We start from the raw sequence: 17,304 nt of genomic DNA, 5'->3' as shown, positions 1-17,304 counted from the left end.
ACGTACCTGCCGGTGAAGGGATTGATAACTGTGGCTACAGTTACTTTTGATAACGCTACGCGTCTGTACCCGGGCACAGATAAGCCCGCCGTCGATAAGCTCAACATCGACATCGCCGATGGCGAATTCCTGGTCCTCGTCGGACCCTCCGGTTGCGGCAAGTCCACCTCCCTGCGCATGCTTGCAGGCCTTGAGGACGTCAATGCAGGCCGCATCCTGATCGGCGACCGCGACGTCACCGATGTTCCCCCGAAGGACCGCGACATCGCGATGGTTTTCCAGAACTACGCGCTGTACCCGCACATGACTGTGGCCGACAACATGGGCTTCGCCCTGAAGATCGCAGGCGTCTCCAAGGAAGAGCGCGCCGAGCGTGTCCGCGAAGCGGCCAAGCTTCTTGACCTCGAGCAGTACCTGGACCGCAAGCCGAAGGCCCTCTCCGGCGGCCAGCGCCAGCGTGTTGCCATGGGCCGCGCAATCGTCCGTAACCCCCAGGTCTTCCTCATGGACGAGCCGCTGTCCAACCTGGACGCCAAGCTCCGCGTCCAGACCCGCACCCAGATCGCATCCCTCACCCGCCGCCTGGGCGTCACCACCGTTTACGTGACGCACGACCAGGTAGAGGCCATGACCATGGGCGACCGCGTCGCCGTGCTGAAGGACGGCCTGCTGCAGCAGGTTGACACCCCCCGCAACCTCTACGACCGCCCCAAGAACGTCTTCGTTGCCGGCTTTATCGGCTCCCCCGCGATGAACCTGCTGGAACTTCCCGTCGTCGACGGCGGCGTCCAGTTCGGCGGTACCGTCTACCCGGTGCCGCGCGACGTCCTCGAAGAGGCACACGGCTCCACGGTCACGCTGGGCAGCCGCCCGGAAGACCTGGAAACCGCTCCGCACGGTGAAGGCCTGAAGGTTGAGGTTGACGTCGTCGAAGAACTCGGCGCCGACGCCTACGTCTACGGCCACACCACTCTGGACGGCAAGGACCACGACATCGTGGCACGTGTCGACGGCCGCCGCCCCCCGATGAAGGGCGAGGTCATCTACGTCCGTCCGCAGTCGGGCCACGTGCACCTGTTCGACACCAAGACCGGCCTGCGCCTGGGCGACTGATCGCCACCGGCATCCCAACCGCAATACCGACGGCGGCCTTCCTTACTGGACGGCCGCCGTCGGCGTTTAACCGTCCCTGCAGAAGAATTAGCTGGCCGCGCCCATCTACGGAAGAATTGAGCCCATGACCGAGGAACACAGCGCCCAGTGGCATGACGAACCCACCGACTACGCCCAGGTGGGTAAGCTTCCGCGGTTCGTGGCCGCCAGCGCCGATGACAACAAGGCAGCCTCGGTAGCCTCATCGCTGAGCATCACGGCCGCTGCGGCGGATCCCGAGCTGCTGGACCTGCCCTGGCACATTGCACTCGAGGAGTGGCCGGCCCAATACCTGGCGGCACTCCCCCGCGGCATCTCCCGGCACATCGTGCGGTTCGCCCACCTGGGCGGCTCGGTCATCGCCATCAAGGAAACCTCCGAGCATGTGGCCCGCCACGAGTACCACATGCTGCGCAAGCTGGCACGGCTTGACGTACCCTGCGTGGAGCCCGTGGCCGTGATCACGGGCCGCACCACCCCGGACGGGCGCCCGCTGAACCCCGTCCTGGTAACCCGGCACCTGAAATTCTCCATGCCGTACCGCGCGCTCTTTTCCCAGATGCTGCGCAAGGACACGCTCACCCGCCTCATCGACGCCCAGGCTCTCCTCATGGTGCGGCTGCACCTCATCGGGTTCTACTGGGGCGACGTCTCGCTTTCCAACACCCTGTTCCGCCGTGACGCCGGCGCGTTCGCCGCCTATCTGGTGGACGCCGAAACGGGTGAGCTCTACCCTGACCTTTCCACTGGCCAGCGCGAATACGACCTGGAAATTGCCCGCGTGAACATCGCCGGTGAGCTGATGGACCTCCTGGACGGCGGGCTCATCGAGGAAAAAGTGGACCCGGTGGCCACCAGTGAGCTGATCATGGACAGCTACCGGCGGCTGTGGGCCGAGCTGACCGAGAAGGAATCCTTCGAACTGGGCGAACGCTGGCGGGTCAGTGCCCGTATCCGCCGCCTGAACGAACTCGGCTTCGACGTCGAGGAATACGCCATCAAGACCACGCAGAACGGCTCCACCATCCAGCTCCAGCCCAAGGTGGTGGACGCGGGGCACCACCAGCGGCGGCTGCTGCGCCTCACCGGCCTGGACGCCCAGGAGAACCAGGCCCGCCGCCTCCTGAACGACATGGACTCCTTCCGCGCGGACAACAACCCGGAAATGGATGAGGAATACAGCGCCCACCTGTGGGTCAGCCAGATCTTCGAACCAATCGTGCGCGCCATCCCCCGCGACCTGTCCGGCAAGCTGGAACACGCAGAGGTGGTCCACGAGGTCCTTGAACACCGCTGGTATATGTCCGAAAAGCAGGAACGCCACATTCCGCTGGCGGAGGCCGTACAGTCCTACATCGACTCGATCCTCCGGCACCGGCGGGATGAAGCCGCGATCATGCTGAACCCGGACACCGAACTGCTGAAGATCCTTGAGGTGGAGAACGAGGAGTCCCGTTACGGTGCTGATGAATCCGTGGACGAATATCCGGACTCGGACGACTAAGTCCTAGATCGCCTTACCGGGGTTGAGGATTCCCGCAGGATCAAACAGGTCCTTGATCCTGCGCTGGAGTTCCCGGACCGGTTCCGGCTGCTCCTGGCCCAGCCACCGGAGCTTGTATTGCCCCACACCGTGCTCGCCGGTGATGGTGCCGCCCATTGCCAATGCCGCCGTAATGGACTCGTCCAGCGCCATCTGCAGCCGCTGCATCGCCGCGGAGTCCATGCTTGCCCCCTGCCGGTCGATCCAGAAGGTGGGGTGGAGGTTGCCGTCACCGGCGTGGGCCACCACCTTGAGGTGCACCTGCTGCCTGGCGGCCATGGCTTCGAGCTCCGCGACGTAGTCCACCAGCCGGGACCGGGGAACAGCCACATCCTCGCCGACGCGGTACTCGTCGTCCACCTCCGTCCCCCTGCTGTGCCGGCGGAGTTCCACCAGCCGCTCCGCCTCGGCACTTGCCTCCGTGCTGACAGTTGCCCCGCCTTCACGGAGGACCTGGCGGACCACCTCCGCCTCGGCGGCGGCCCCGAACCCGTCCGTCTGGATCAGCAGCAGTGATTTTCCGCGGGCGGTGAGATCGGAGCCGTGGATGTCGTCGAGCTGGGCCAGGGTGCCGCCGTCGAGCAGTTCCATGATGGCGGGCTGGACCCGCGCCTTGCCTACGGCCAGGACCCCTGCTGCGGCGCTCCTGAAGTCCGGGTAGAAGGCGGCCACGGTGTGGACTTCCCGGGGCAGGTACTTCAGCCGCACGGTAATTCCGACGACGACGCCCAGGGTTCCTTCAGACCCCACGAAAAGGCCCGTGAGGTCGTAGCCCGCCACCCCTTTGAAGGTTTGGTGTCCTGTGTGGATGAGGGACCCGTCGGCCAGGACGACGTCCAGCGCCAGGACCGAATCCCTGGTGACCCCATATTTGGCGCAGCGCAGGCCGCCGGCGTTGGTGGCGACGTTACCGCCGATGGTGGAGCTCCGGAAACTGGCCGGATCGGGGGCGTACATCAGCCCGTGTGCTGCAACGGCCTCATTGAGGACGGCATTAACCACGCCGGGCTCCACGACGGCCGTCTCATCGTCGGGATTCAGGGCGAGGATCCGGTTCATCCGCTCCAGCGAGAGGATGATGCAGTTCCTGGTGGCATGGGCACCGCCGGATACTCCAGTGCCTGCGCCCCTGGGGACGATTGCCACACCACTGCCGGCACACGCCTTTACCACTGCCTGGACGTCGGCCACTGATTCCGGGAACACCACCGCCAGGGGAAGCTGGAAATCGATGACGGGCGCTTGGTCGATGGCATACCGCCGGAGCGAGACCTCGCCGACGTCCACCTGCCCCTGCGCCAGGACGGCATCCAGCTCGTCAACGATGCTTCCCACAAAGCCTCCACCCGTCGTCGGACATATCTTCCCAGTTTAGGGCGTGCTGGCCGCCGGATTGCCGGACGCCTCTTCCTGCAACCGCTTCCAGCGCCCTTGCCACTTCATCAAGGAAAACAGCGGACGTCGTCCGTAATGATGAATGGAAGCGTTTCCATTAAGGCGCCCCTATCGTTATGCTGACTCTCATGTCTGTCGATACTGTGACCCAGGACACCCCTACTGTTGCTGGTCCCCTGACGCTCATCCACGCTGCCGACACTGCTCCCGGCTGGTGGCGCTCCGCCGTGATCTACCAGGTGTATCCCCGGTCGTTCCGGGACCTGAACGGCGACGGCGTCGGAGACCTTGCGGGAATCACTGAGGAACTGCCGCATCTCGCAGACCTGGGCGTCGATGCCGTTTGGCTCTCACCCTTTTACCGTTCCCCGCAGCGCGACGCCGGATACGACGTCAGCGACTACTGCGACGTGGACCCGATCTTCGGCACGCTTGGTGACTTCGACGTCATGATGGCTGAATCTCACCGGCTGGGCCTGCGGGTGATTGTGGACCTGGTACCCAACCACTGCTCCGACCAGCATCCGGCCTTCCAGGCAGCCCTTGCTGCGCCGGCAGGAAGCCCCGAGCGGGAGATGTTCATCTTCCGTGACGGAACCGGCACCGACGGGCAGGAACCGCCGAACAACTGGCAATCCCACTTCGGCGGACCCGCCTGGACGCGTGTAGAAGGCACGGATGGCCAGCCGGGCCAGTGGTACCTGCACCTCTTCGATTCCTCGCAGCCGGACTTCAACTGGGACAACCCGGCCGTCCACGCCGAGTTCGAGCGCGTGCTTCGTTTCTGGCTGGACCGGGGCGTCTCCGGTTTCCGGGTGGACGTTGCCCATGCCCTGGTGAAGGCGCCGGGACTGCCTGCCTGGGGCGGTCGCGCGGACGGTGGCAGCAGTGACGGCTACCCAGGCCACGAGGCACCCATGTTCGGCCAGCCCGCGGTCCATGACATTTACCGTAACTGGCGGCTGATCCTGGACGAGTACGGCCCGGACCGGATCCTTTGTGCCGAGGCAAGCGTGGACCTCCACCGGCTGGCCCACTGGGTCCGGCCGGACGAGATGCACCAGGCCTTCAACTTCCCCTACCTCCACACCGGCCTGGACGTATACCGGCTGCGCTCGGTCATCACGGACTCCCTGACCGTCCTGGACGGCGTGGGCGCTCCGAGCACCTGGGTTCTCTCCAACCATGACGTGGTCCGCCACGCCACCCGGTTTGGCTACAACGGGCCTGGTCCCCGGGACGGCGACGGCATCGGGGCGGCCGATCCCCAGCCGGATGAGGAACTCGGCCGGCAACGCGCTGCCGCGGCTTCGCTGTTCATGCTGGGCCTGCCCGGCGCCGCCTACCTCTACCAGGGCGAGGAGCTGGGGCTGCCGGATGGCATCGACATCCCCGGCCACCTTCGCCAGGATCCCACGTTCGCGCGGACCGGGGGTCAGCGGCTTGGCCGTGACGGTTGCCGGGTGCCACTGCCCTGGCGGGCCGGAGACAAGCACCTGGGCTTCAGCTCGGGCAGCGATCCCTGGCTGCCCATTCCTGCCTCGTTCGGCGGGCTGGCGCGGGACGTGCAGGCGGACTCGCCGTCGTCGCACCTGTCCCTCTACCGCAGCGCCCTGGCCTGCCGCCGGGACCTGGACCTGGGCAGGGGCTCCCTGTCCTGGGCCGAGGACTGGTGCACGGGGTCCTCGCTGGGGTATGTGAACGGCACTACGCTGGTGCTTATGAACCTGAACCACGAGCCGCTGGAGATGCCCGCGGGCCACGTCCTTGTCCGCAGTACCTTGTCAGGCACGGAAGGACTCCTGGCTTCGGGCGAAACAGCCTGGATCCGCATTCCTGCAGCAGACTGACAATGGCGGGCATCAAGGAAGTTGCCAGCCGGGCCGGGCTGTCCGTAGCCACCGTCTCCCGGGCATTGAGCGGCAAGTCCAACGTCTCGTCCAGGAGCCGCCGCCTCGCCCAGGAGGCGGCGCGGGAACTCGGGTTCGTCCCCTCGTACCACGCGTCCAGCCTCGCGTCCGGACGGAACCACAACATCGGGCTGGTGGTACCGAACGTCCAGCGCTGGTACTTCTCCTCGGTCCTGGAGGGTGTTTCGGAATCCCTCCTGGACGCCGGCTATGACCTGACGCTGTACAACGTGGGCGAGCAGCCGGAGCACCGCAGCAGCATTCTCAACGACTTCCTGCTGCGGAAACGCCTGGATGCGGTCATCGCGGTGGCACTGGTGCTCAGCGAGGAGGAAATCGGCCAGTTACTCGCCGTGCACCGTCCCATCGTGGGCATTGGAGGGGCGCTGCGTGGTGCCTCGACCATAAGAATCGACGACGAGGGCCTGGCCATGATGGCCACCCGGCACCTGATTGGGCTGGGCCATACCCGGATCGCCCATGTCACAGGGGACGCGGCCCTGAACCGTGACTTCAATCTTCCGCAGCTCCGTCAAAAGGGGTTTGCTGCGGCAATGGAGGCTGCGGGACTGCCGCTGCGGCACGAGTGGCAGGCGACGGCCGACTTCACCATCCAGGGCGCCTACGCAGCGGGCCGCCGGCTGCTGGGAACCTCCGCTGAACGCCCCACCGCAGTTTTTGCGGCGTCGGATGAGATGGCAGTGGGCATCATGCTCGCCGCGAGGGACTTCGGCCTTCAGGTTCCGCGCGACCTTTCCGTCGTGGGAATTGACGGGCATGAACTTGCAGAGACGTTCGGCCTGACCACCATCAGCCAGGATCCGAAGGGACAGGGAAGGCTGGCGGCTGCCACCGCGTTGGCTTTGCTGGACGGCCCCGGAGGGCGGTCCGACGGCGGCCCGGCAGGGGATGGAGCGCGGGACCAGGAGTACCCGACAGAGTTTGTGATCAGGAGCAGCACCGCGGTACCGCCGGACACAGCGGAGCACCGGGGTTAGGCAACGCGTTACCCCAGGGAGTCATCCGGGGTGTCCCCCGCTCCCATGAACCGTGCATACCTGTCCAGGATCAGCGGCCAGGCCGCCACGTACTCTTGACGCGCGGCGGCAGGATCCTCGGCGCCCTCCCACCCTTCATGGAAGACCCGGACCTCAGTTCCCGCATCGAGGGCGCGGAACACGACCAGGAGCTCGGTGGACCACAGTGCCGTGGTGCCGGGATGCCAGCTGGCGTGGAACGAGAGCGGCGGCTGCCAGTCATCAAGGGTTCCCCAGATGCTGGTGCGGCCGTCGTCTGCGGTTTCGAGGATCAGGTTCTCTTCAAATTCGACATATGAGCCTGCACCATAGACGCCATGCTGGTCCAAGGGCCACCACAGGTGTGGGTGGTCGGTAAAGCCAGCAAAAGCCCGGGCGACGGGGCCCGGGACAACGACGGTGTTCACCACCGGTTCCAAGGGATCAGTTGCCCGCTGCCCGGCGTCTTCAAAAGGATCCTGTGCGTGGCTGAAGATGCTGCTCATGAGGGACTACTCTACCTGGGGCGGCCGGGCGGAGCGGCCTGCCGGCGAGAGACGTGGCCTCGGTGATGCGTGGCTGAAGCACAGCATGGTTAAAGCACAGCATGGTTAAAGCACTAGGGCCCTGACATTCCTTGTCAGGGCCCTAGTTAATGTGTGTCCGGCGGTGACCTACTCTCCCACACCCTCCCGGGTGCAGTACCATCGGCGCTGTGGGTCTTAGCTTCCGGGTTCGGAATGGGACCGGGCGTTTCCCCCACGCTATGACCGCCGTAACCCTTTGTCCCGGACACCCCCGGTGTTTTGGTGGGTGTGGGAAATCTTGTGGTTACAACATTGTGGTGTTGTTATTCAGTTGTTGGTTCCTGTTCAACACGTGACCCGTTGGGCGGGGTTGTTGGTTGGGAACCACATAGTGGACGCAAGCAGAGTTTTGTATATATCTGTGTGGTGTAAGTTGTTGGCCTATTAGTACCGGTCAGCTTCACGAGTCGTTAGTCCTCGCTTCCACATCCGGCCTATCAACCCAGTGGTCTGGCTGGGGGCCTCTCACACCCGAGGGTGTATGGAAATCTCATCTCGAAGCGAGCTTCCCGCTTAGATGCTTTCAGCGGTTATCCCATCCGAACGTAGCTAATCAGCGGTGCACTTGGCAGTACAACTGACACACCAGAGGTTCGTCCGTCCCGGTCCTCTCGTACTAAGGACAGCCCTTCTCAAATTTCCTGCGCGCGCAGCGGATAGGGACCGAACTGTCTCACGACGTTCTAAACCCAGCTCGCGTACCGCTTTAATGGGCGAACAGCCCAACCCTTGGGACCTACTCCAGCCCCAGGATGCGACGAGCCGACATCGAGGTGCCAAACCATGCCGTCGATATGGACTCTTGGGCAAGATCAGCCTGTTATCCCCGAGGTACCTTTTATCCGTTGAGCGACGGCCATTCCACAATGTACCGCCGGATCACTAGTCCCGACTTTCGTCCCTGCTCGAGATGTCTCTCTCACAGTCAAGCTCCCTTGTGCACTTACACTCGACACCTGATTGCCAACCAGGCTGAGGGAACCTTTGGGCGCCTCCGTTACTTTTTAGGAGGCAACCGCCCCAGTTAAACTACCCATCAGGCACTGTCCCTGACCCGGATTACGGGCCGAAGTTAGATGTCCAAAGTGACCAGAGTGGTATTTCAACGATGACTCCACCCGAACTGGCGTCCGGGCTTCAACGTCTCCCACCTATCCTACACAAGCCACTCCGAACACCAATACCAAACTATAGTAAAGGTCTCGGGGTCTTTCCGTCCTGCTGCGCGTAACGAGCATCTTTACTCGTACTGCAATTTCGCCGAGTTTATGGTTGAGACAGCGGGGAAGTCGTTACTCCATTCGTGCAGGTCGGAACTTACCCGACAAGGAATTTCGCTACCTTAGGATGGTTATAGTTACCACCGCCGTTTACTGGGGCTTAAATTCTCAGCTTCGCCTTGCGGCTAACCGGTCCTCTTAACCTTCCAGCACCGGGCAGGAGTCAGTCCGTATACATCGTCTTGCGACTTCGCACGGACCTGTGTTTTTAGTAAACAGTCGCTTCCCCCTGGTCTCTGCGGCCCCGATCCCCTCCGGACAGCAAGTGTCCATCAAGGTTGGGGCCCCCCTTCTCCCGAAGTTACGGGGGCATTTTGCCGAGTTCCTTAACCATAATTCTCTCGATCGCCTTGGTATTCTCTACCTGATCACCTGTGTCGGTTTGGGGTACGGGCGGCTAAAACCTCGCGTCGATGCTTTTCTCGGCAGCATAGGATCACCAAATCCCCCCCAAACGGGGGTCCCATCAGATCTCAGGCACGTGAGTGGCGGATTTGCCTACCACTCGCCCTACATCCTTAGACCGGGACAACCATCGCCCGGCTCGGCTACCTTCCTGCGTCACACCTGTTAATACGCTTGCCTCCCGGGATCAGGTCCTGCGCTCCACCAAAACCCTTCCATCCAAAGGACGGTCGGGCAGGTTTCGGGCAGTTAGTATCCCCCGCTCAGCATGGGCGGTTTTTCGCCGGTACGGGAATATCAACCCGTTGTCCATCGACTACGCCTGTCGGCCTCGCCTTAGGTCCCGACTTACCCAGGGCAGATTAGCTTGACCCTGGAACCCTTGATCATTCGGCGGACGGGTTTCTCACCCGTCTTTCGCTACTCATGCCTGCATTCTCACTCGTGTAGGCTCCACCGCTGGTTTACACCGCGACTTCACCGCCCACACGACGCTCCCCTACCACTCCGGACGCCTGAACCAACCCACAAGGGGCGGCTTAGCTAAAATCCGAAATCCACAACTTCGGCGGTGTACTTGAGCCCCGCTACATTGTCGGCGCGGAATCACTTGACCAGTGAGCTATTACGCACTCTTTTAAGGGTGGCTGCTTCTAAGCCAACCTCCTGGTTGTCTTCGCAACTCCACATCCTTTCCCACTTAGCACACGCTTAGGGGCCTTAGTTGGTGGTCTGGGCTGTTTCCCTCTCGACTATGAAGCTTATCCCCCACAGTCTCACTGCTGCGCTCTCACTTACCGGCATTCGGAGTTTGGCTGACGTCAGTAACCTTGTAGGGCCCATTAGCCATCCAGTAGCTCTACCTCCAGCAAGAAACACGCAACGCTGCACCTAAATGCATTTCGGGGAGAACCAGCTATCACGAAGTTTGATTGGCCTTTCACCCCTACCCACAGCTCATCCCCTCCATTTTCAACTGAAGTGGGTTCGGTCCTCCACGACGTCTTACCGTCGCTTCAACCTGGCCATGGGTAGATCACTTCGCTTCGGGTCTAGATCACGCCACTGCAACGCCCTATTCAGACTCGCTTTCGCTACGGCTGCCCCACACGGGTTAACCTCGCGACGTAACACTAACTCGCAGGCTCATTCTTCAAAAGGCACGCCGTCACCAGAATCAGACTGGCTCCGACGGATTGTAAGCACACGGTTTCAGGTACTGTTTCACTCCCCTCCCGGGGTACTTTTCACCTTTCCCTCACGGTACTGGTCCGCTATCGGTCATTAGGGAGTATTTAGGCTTATCAGGTGGTCCTGACAGATTCGCACGGGATTTCTCGGGCCCCGTACTACTTGGGATACTCTCACAGGCGGTACAAACACATTACGGTTACGGGACTAACACCCTCTCTGGCCGGCCTTTCAAAACCGTTCACCTATGCGCGCACATCACACCCCACCAGCCCGGCAGAACTGGTATGGAAAGTCCCACAACCCCGACCATGCAACGCCCGCCGGCTATCACACATGGAACGGTTTAGCCTGATCCGCGTTCGCTCGCCACTACTAACGGAATCACTATTGTTTTCTCTTCCTGCGGGTACTGAGATGTTTCACTTCCCCGCGTTCCCCCCACGCACCCTATGTGTTCAGGTACGGGTCACCAAGTCACTCGCGCGCTTGGCGGGGTTTCCCCATTCGGACACCCTGGGATCACAGTCCGGTTATCGACTCCCCCAGGCTTATCGCAGATTCCTACGTCCTTCTTCGGCTCCTAATGCCAAGGCATCCACCGTGTGCTCTTAAAAACTTGACCACAAAGATCAAAAACATTTTCGAGAGAACCACGAAAACCAACCACACCCCAACACCCCAAAAAGGATGTCAACAGCGCAGCCAGATCCAGGTTCATTAATCTTGGAAATTGCTTCTTATACAAGATGCTCGCGTCCACTATGTAGTTCTCAAACAACAACCCCACACCACACACCCCCGCACACAACCCCCAAAAGGGAGCCGGCATGCGCGGGAACGTCATGGCAGGGAAACCAGAAACAAAGCACCGACGGCAAAAACCCCCGGCCCTGTTGCCTCAGGACCCAACAGTGTGCCAAACACTACCCAGCAGAACAAACCACACAACGTTCCTGAACCAACCCACAAAGGAGCCGGCCCGTACTAGCACAAATGGTTCATCCCACCAGGCACCTATTCGTTGATATTCCACCCATGAGCACCCGCCACGGAACAAACGTCCATGCTGCGGGCTTGCTTCCTGACAACCCCCCACCCCGGCATTCACCAGGACAGGAAAAGGTTGGAGGTGCTCCTTAGAAAGGAGGTGATCCAGCCGCACCTTCCGGTACGGCTACCTTGTTACGACTTAGTCCCAATCGCCAGTCCCACCTTCGACAGCTCCCTCCCACAAGGGGTTAGGCCACCGGCTTCGGGTGTTACCAACTTTCGTGACTTGACGGGCGGTGTGTACAAGGCCCGGGAACGTATTCACCGCAGCGTTGCTGATCTGCGATTACTAGCGACTCCGACTTCATGGGGTCGAGTTGCAGACCCCAATCCGAACTGAGACCGGCTTTTTGGGATTAGCTCCACCTCACAGTATCGCAACCCTTTGTACCGGCCATTGTAGCATGCGTGAAGCCCAAGACATAAGGGGCATGATGATTTGACGTCGTCCCCACCTTCCTCCGAGTTGACCCCGGCAGTCTCCTATGAGTCCCCACCATCACGTGCTGGCAACATAGAACGAGGGTTGCGCTCGTTGCGGGACTTAACCCAACATCTCACGACACGAGCTGACGACAACCATGCACCACCTGTAAACCGACCGCAAGCGGGGCACCTGTTTCCAGGCGTTACCGGTTCATGTCAAGCCTTGGTAAGGTTCTTCGCGTTGCATCGAATTAATCCGCATGCTCCGCCGCTTGTGCGGGCCCCCGTCAATTCCTTTGAGTTTTAGCCTTGCGGCCGTACTCCCCAGGCGGGGCACTTAATGCGTTAGCTACGGCGCGGAAAACGTGGAATGTCCCCCACACCTAGTGCCCAACGTTTACGGCATGGACTACCAGGGTATCTAATCCTGTTCGCTCCCCATGCTTTCGCTCCTCAGCGTCAGTTAATGCCCAGAGACCTGCCTTCGCCATCGGTGTTCCTCCTGATATCTGCGCATTTCACCGCTACACCAGGAATTCCAGTCTCCCCTACATCACTCTAGTCTGCCCGTACCCACCGCAGATCCGGAGTTGAGCCCCGGACTTTCACGGCAGACGCGACAAACCGCCTACGAGCTCTTTACGCCCAATAATTCCGGATAACGCTTGCGCCCTACGTATTACCGCGGCTGCTGGCACGTAGTTAGCCGGCGCTTCTTCTGCAGGTACCGTCACTTTCGCTTCTTCCCTACTGAAAGAGGTTTACAACCCGAAGGCCGTCATCCCTCACGCGGCGTCGCTGCATCAGGCTTGCGCCCATTGTGCAATATTCCCCACTGCTGCCTCCCGTAGGAGTCTGGGCCGTGTCTCAGTCCCAGTGTGGCCGGTCACCCTCTCAGGCCGGCTACCCGTCGTCGCCTTGGTAGGCCATTACCCCACCAACAAGCTGATAGGCCGCGAGTCCATCCAAAACCACAAAAGCTTTCCACCAACCACCATGCGATGGAAGGTCATATCCGGTATTAGACCCAGTTTCCCAGGCTTATCCCAGAGTCAAGGGCAGGTTACTCACGTGTTACTCACCCGTTCGCCACTAATCCACCCACAAGTGGGCTTCATCGTTCGACTTGCATGTGTTAAGCACGCCGCCAGCGTTCATCCTGAGCCAGGATCAAACTCTCCGTTGAAGTAAAACAAAAACGAAACACAACCACAACCACCGGAAATAACGGCAGAAACAGCTGCAAAATTTGAAACCAGCTAAAAACACCATGCCAACCACGGGGTGGCGGCACAGCACAATCAACCAATTTATAAAAAATCGGTATCAACAAACTTGGCACACTATTGAGTTCTCAAACAACAGACACACCCGGCACCACCCAAACTTTCGTTCAGGATCGCTCCGGAGCAACTTTTCAAACTTACCCGCTGACCTCCTGCGTGTCAAACCGGCGTTCGCGACCATCCTCAGCGTAAGCTTTAGGGGGTTCGATTTTCCGTCTGACTCCGTGGAGCAGCGCGGAAATAAACTCTACCACCACTCCTTCGGGATCGCCAGTCCGCCGTCAGAAGGCCTCCCCCGAACACCCGAAAGGCCCGGAATCACGCGGATTCCGGGCCTTTCGTTCTTAACCCCTACCGGGACAACCCTGGGGCCGGCTCAGCCGGCGGATGAGGTTCCGGGCTTGAAATAGGACGCTCCCAGCGGGGGCAGCGTGACACTCAATGTGGCGGGCTGGCCATCCTGCGCTTCCTTCGTGGCCTTCAGCTCTCCACTGTTCAGGACACCGGACCCACCGTAGGTGGTGTGGTCCGTGTTCAGGACCTCGGTCCACGCGCCGGCCACGGGAACTCCCAGGGTGTAGCCGACGTGCGGCGTACCGGAGAAGTTGATGGCGCAGACAATCGGATTGCCTTCGGTGTCCCGCCTGATGAAGGACAGGACGTTCCGGTCGGCGTCTCCCCCGTTGATCCACTGGAACCCGGCAGGAACGTTGTCCTGGGTGTAGAGGGCGGGCGTGGCAGCGTAGAGCTCGTTCAGGTCCTTGGTCAGCAACTGAAGTCCACGGTGGGCGGGGATGTCCGCGAGCCACCAGTCCAGGCCGTGCTGCTCGGACCACTCGGCTTCCTGGCCAAACTCGGTTCCCATGAAGATGAGCTGCTTGCCCGGATGTGCCCACTGGTAGGCGAAGAAGGCGCGGAGGTTGGCCAGCTGCTGCCAGCGGTCACCGGGCATCTTGCGGAGCATGGAGCCCTTGCCGTGGACAACCTCGTCGTGGCTGATCGGCAGCAGGAAGTTCTCGGTGAAGGCGTAGACCAGGGAGAACGTGACCGTTCCGTGGTGCCACTTGCGGTTGTACGGGTCCTCGGAAATGTACTTCAGGGAGTCGTGCATCCAGCCCATGTTCCACTTCAGGCCGAAACCAAGGCCGCCGTGGCTGGTGGGAGCGGTGACGCCCGGGAAAGCCGTGGACTCTTCCGCAATCATGACGGCGCCGGGGTGCGTCTTGTAGACGGTGGCATTGACTTCCTGCAGGAAGGAGATGGCTTCCAGGTTTTCCCTGCCGCCGAAGCGGTTGGGCTGCCACTGACCCTCCTCGCGGGAGTAGTCCAGGTACAGCATGGAAGCGACGGCGTCCACGCGCAGGCCGTCGATGTGGAACTCGTCCAGCCAGTACAGGGCGTTGGCCACCAGGAAGTTGCGTACTTCCGTGCGGCCGAAATCGAAGATCAGCGTACCCCAGTCAGGGTGTTCGCCCAGGTTCGGGTCCGCGTGCTCGTACAGCGGCTCGCCGTCGAACTGGGCAAGCGCCCAGGAATCCTTGGGGAAGTGTGCGGGAACCCAGTCCAGCAGCACGCCGATGCCCGCCTGGTGGAGGGCGTCCACCAGGTAGCGGAATTCGTCAGGATGCCCGAACCGGGACGTCGGGGCGAAGTAGGACGTGACCTGGTAACCCCAGGAACCGCCGAACGGGTGCTCGGCGACGGGCATGAATTCCACGTGCGTGAACCCGAGCCACTTGACGTAGTCCACGAGTTCCTTGGCGAGTTCACGATAGCCAAGGCCCAGGCGCCAGGATCCGAGGTGTACTTCGTAGACGCTCATGGCCGAGTTGTGCGGGTCACGCTTGGCCCGCGCTTCCATCCACTCGTCGTCCTTGAAGGCGTAGGAAGGTTCCACCACCCTGGATGCCGTCAACGGGGGAACTTCCGTTCCGAACGCCAGCGGATCGGCTTTTTCAACCCAGTAGCCGCCGCGCGTCAGGATCTCGTACTTGTAGCAGGCGCCTGCCGGGACGCCGGGGATGAAGACTTCCCAGACACCGGAGGAACCCAGTGACCGCATGGAGTTTTCCCGTCCGTCCCAGGCGTTGAAATCACCCTTGACGCGGACAGCCTGGGCGTTGGGGGCCCAGACGGCGAAGGACACGCCGTTGACGTCCCCAAGGGACGACTTGTAGTGCCGGACGTGGGCACCGAGCACCTGCCACAGCTTCTCGTGCCGGCCTTCGCCGATGAGGTGCAGATCCACTTCGCCTACGGTGGGCAGGTAGCGGTAGGGCTCATCAACGGTTACCGGGTCCTTGCCCGGGTAAGTGACGGTGAGCCGGTAGTCGGGTACGTGGCCGTGTTCCAGCGGCTCCAGGACCGCTACCCATACGCCGTGGGCCTCGTGCTGCATGGGCACTTCACCGGCCTGGGTGACCACCGTGATTGCTTCGGCCAGATGCTTCACCGTACGGATGGTGACGTGCCCGTAGTCGTCCAGGTGCGCGCCCAGGACGGAGTGGGGGGCGTGGTGTTCACCGTTCGCGATCCTGCCCAGAGTGCCTTCATCCACGTGCAGGGGCACCCCCGGGCGGTCAGTTCGTGCTGAGCCTGTCATTTCGTTACCTTCCGATGCTGCGCCGGCGTAATCGCCGGCGCCGTTACCGCTTAGGAGCCGTCTGGAGGCGTTTACTGGAATCGCCAGCCAGTCGGGCCTGTTACGCATTTCATAAACAACTTCGTACAGGGCTTTGTCCAGCCACAATGCCACAAACAGGGGCGAGGACCGGTCCACCGTGCCGGGAATGACCCCCGCGTAGCCGGCAAGGAAGGCATCGGAACAGTCATCAACCCAGCTGTCGGGGACCTGCGCACCTTCCTGCTCGCGCTGCGCAGCTCCGGCCGCGTAGTCGAAGGACCGGAGCATTCCCACCACGTCGCGCAGTGGTACGTCCGGGACGTTCCGTTCGGCGATGGGACGCAGGGGCTCACCCTCGAAATCCAGGATGGCCCAGCGGGACTCGTCGCCGGACTGCCCGGTCACAAGGAGGATCTGGCCCAGGTGCAGGTCGCCGTGGATCCGCTGAAGGGGCCCGGCCGGAACCTTGTCCAGGCCGGCCAGCAGGGCGTCCAGGGCGTCGTCGTACGGCCCGACGGCGGCACGGGCTTCTGCCCAGGCAGTCCGGACACGGTGGGCAACAGCAGGCCCTGGCGCCTCGGGTTCAGGCCCGGCTGTTTGCCCCAGTGCCTCCGCCATGCGCTTGTGCACCGTGGCGGTGGCCGCCCCCAGGGCGCGGGCTTCTGCCGTGAAGTCGGTGCCGGAGCGGGCCGCGTCCACCGCCAGCCGCCAGGCGTCACGGCCGCCGGCGAGGAATTCGTGGGCCACGGCAAGCTCGCCCTGGACGTAACGGCTGCCCTCTCCGGCGTCGCCGGGCTTCCCGAGCCATTCGCCGCGAACCCAGCCCAAGGTGGCGGGTACTTCCGCGGTGCCCGCCTTGGTCAAGGCTGCACCCACCTCGATTTCCGGGTTGGTCCCGTCCGACAGGACACGGAAGAATTTCACCATGGCGGCCGATTCGCCGTCGTCCACGATGACCGAACTGTTGGACTGCTCACCCGAGAGCACCTTCACCACGCCCTTGGCCGTGGGCAGGCGGTGGGGCCCTTCCACCCGGAATCCGGTGGCAGTGCCGCTCGTGGCCTTTGACTCTTCCCGGATGAGGTCGAGCCAGGCGCCCACGAAGTCGGGATCGTGCACGGCGTCGTAGACCCAGGGGCGCGTGGGATCCATCCCCGCGGCTTCGCCTATCAGCGCGCGTTCCATGCCGCCGGCAGGTGCCGGCCGGAAGCTCAAGGGGACCTGGACCACGGCGGTGCGCGGGCCGCCGTCGGGCCCGTCAATGGTGACGTTGAGGAGGAACACGGCCAGCGCGGCGTGCCCGCTCGGGTCCTCCAGGCCCAGGCTGCCGGCCTGGGAGATGGTGAAATCCGGCCTTTTGACGGGGAACCACCGCTGCTGCGGCAGCCATTCCTTGAGCAGCGCGGTGAGGGCGGGAGTGAGGATTGGCTGGTTCAT

The 17,304-nt window shown here is 62.2% G+C and carries 7 protein-coding genes and 3 rRNA genes; 4 read left to right on the top strand and 6 right to left on the bottom strand.

Annotated elements, in window-relative coordinates:
• The first annotated feature begins 30 nt into the window (after positions 1-30).
• Both FBY33_RS08885 and FBY33_RS08880 read left to right on the top strand, forming a co-directional pair.
• The gene (locus tag FBY33_RS08885; protein WP_018772048.1) at positions 31-1,113 is read left to right on the top strand and encodes an ABC transporter ATP-binding protein; all 1,083 of its coding nucleotides are present in this window, start codon (positions 31-33) and stop codon (positions 1,111-1,113) included.
• 124 nt (positions 1,114-1,237) lie between these two features.
• Positions 1,238-2,656 (top strand): DUF4032 domain-containing protein, encoded by a 1,419-nt coding sequence (locus tag FBY33_RS08880; RefSeq protein WP_056332175.1) that lies wholly within the window; start codon positions 1,238-1,240, stop codon positions 2,654-2,656.
• A gap of 3 nt (positions 2,657-2,659) precedes the next feature.
• Here the strand turns inward: FBY33_RS08880 and FBY33_RS08875 are convergent, their stop codons facing one another.
• Positions 2,660-4,030 (bottom strand): FAD-binding oxidoreductase, encoded by a 1,371-nt coding sequence (locus FBY33_RS08875; protein WP_142030252.1) that lies wholly within the window; start codon positions 4,028-4,030, stop codon positions 2,660-2,662.
• 188 nt (positions 4,031-4,218) lie between these two features.
• On the opposite strand from FBY33_RS08875, the gene FBY33_RS08870 reads away from it, so the two are divergent.
• Positions 4,219-5,940, top strand: a complete 1,722-nt coding sequence (locus tag FBY33_RS08870) for a glycoside hydrolase family 13 protein (protein WP_442858324.1) — start codon at positions 4,219-4,221, stop codon at positions 5,938-5,940.
• 2 nt (positions 5,941-5,942) lie between these two features.
• Positions 5,943-6,998, top strand: coding sequence for a LacI family DNA-binding transcriptional regulator (locus FBY33_RS08865; RefSeq protein ID WP_142030250.1), 1,056 nt, complete (start codon positions 5,943-5,945; stop codon positions 6,996-6,998).
• Positions 6,999-7,006: 8 nt separating this feature from the next.
• Here FBY33_RS08865 and FBY33_RS08860 read toward each other — a convergent pair whose 3' ends face one another.
• The 5 genes from FBY33_RS08860 to FBY33_RS08840 form a co-directional block, all read right to left on the bottom strand.
• Positions 7,007-7,522, bottom strand: a complete 516-nt coding sequence (locus FBY33_RS08860) for a hypothetical protein (protein ID WP_142030249.1) — start codon at positions 7,520-7,522, stop codon at positions 7,007-7,009.
• Between the two features lie 155 nt (positions 7,523-7,677).
• Positions 7,678-7,794 (bottom strand): 5S ribosomal RNA (gene rrf / locus FBY33_RS08855).
• 172 nt (positions 7,795-7,966) lie between these two features.
• Positions 7,967-11,104: ribosomal RNA gene (locus FBY33_RS08850) — 23S ribosomal RNA — on the bottom strand.
• A gap of 518 nt (positions 11,105-11,622) precedes the next feature.
• A 16S ribosomal RNA gene (locus tag FBY33_RS08845) occupies positions 11,623-13,144 on the bottom strand.
• The 16S, 23S and 5S rRNA genes sit together here, the layout of an rRNA operon.
• A 476-nt stretch (positions 13,145-13,620) precedes the next feature.
• Positions 13,621-17,304: a 1,4-alpha-glucan branching enzyme gene (locus tag FBY33_RS08840; RefSeq protein WP_142030248.1), complete on the bottom strand. Its 3,684-nt coding sequence runs from the start codon at positions 17,302-17,304 to the stop codon at positions 13,621-13,623.

It is taken from the genome of Arthrobacter sp. SLBN-112, from assembly GCF_006715225.1.
Lineage (GTDB): Bacteria > Actinomycetota > Actinomycetes > Actinomycetales > Micrococcaceae > Arthrobacter.
The sequence above is the reverse complement of the archived record's forward strand: the minus strand, read 5'-3'. Positions and strand labels throughout refer to the sequence as shown.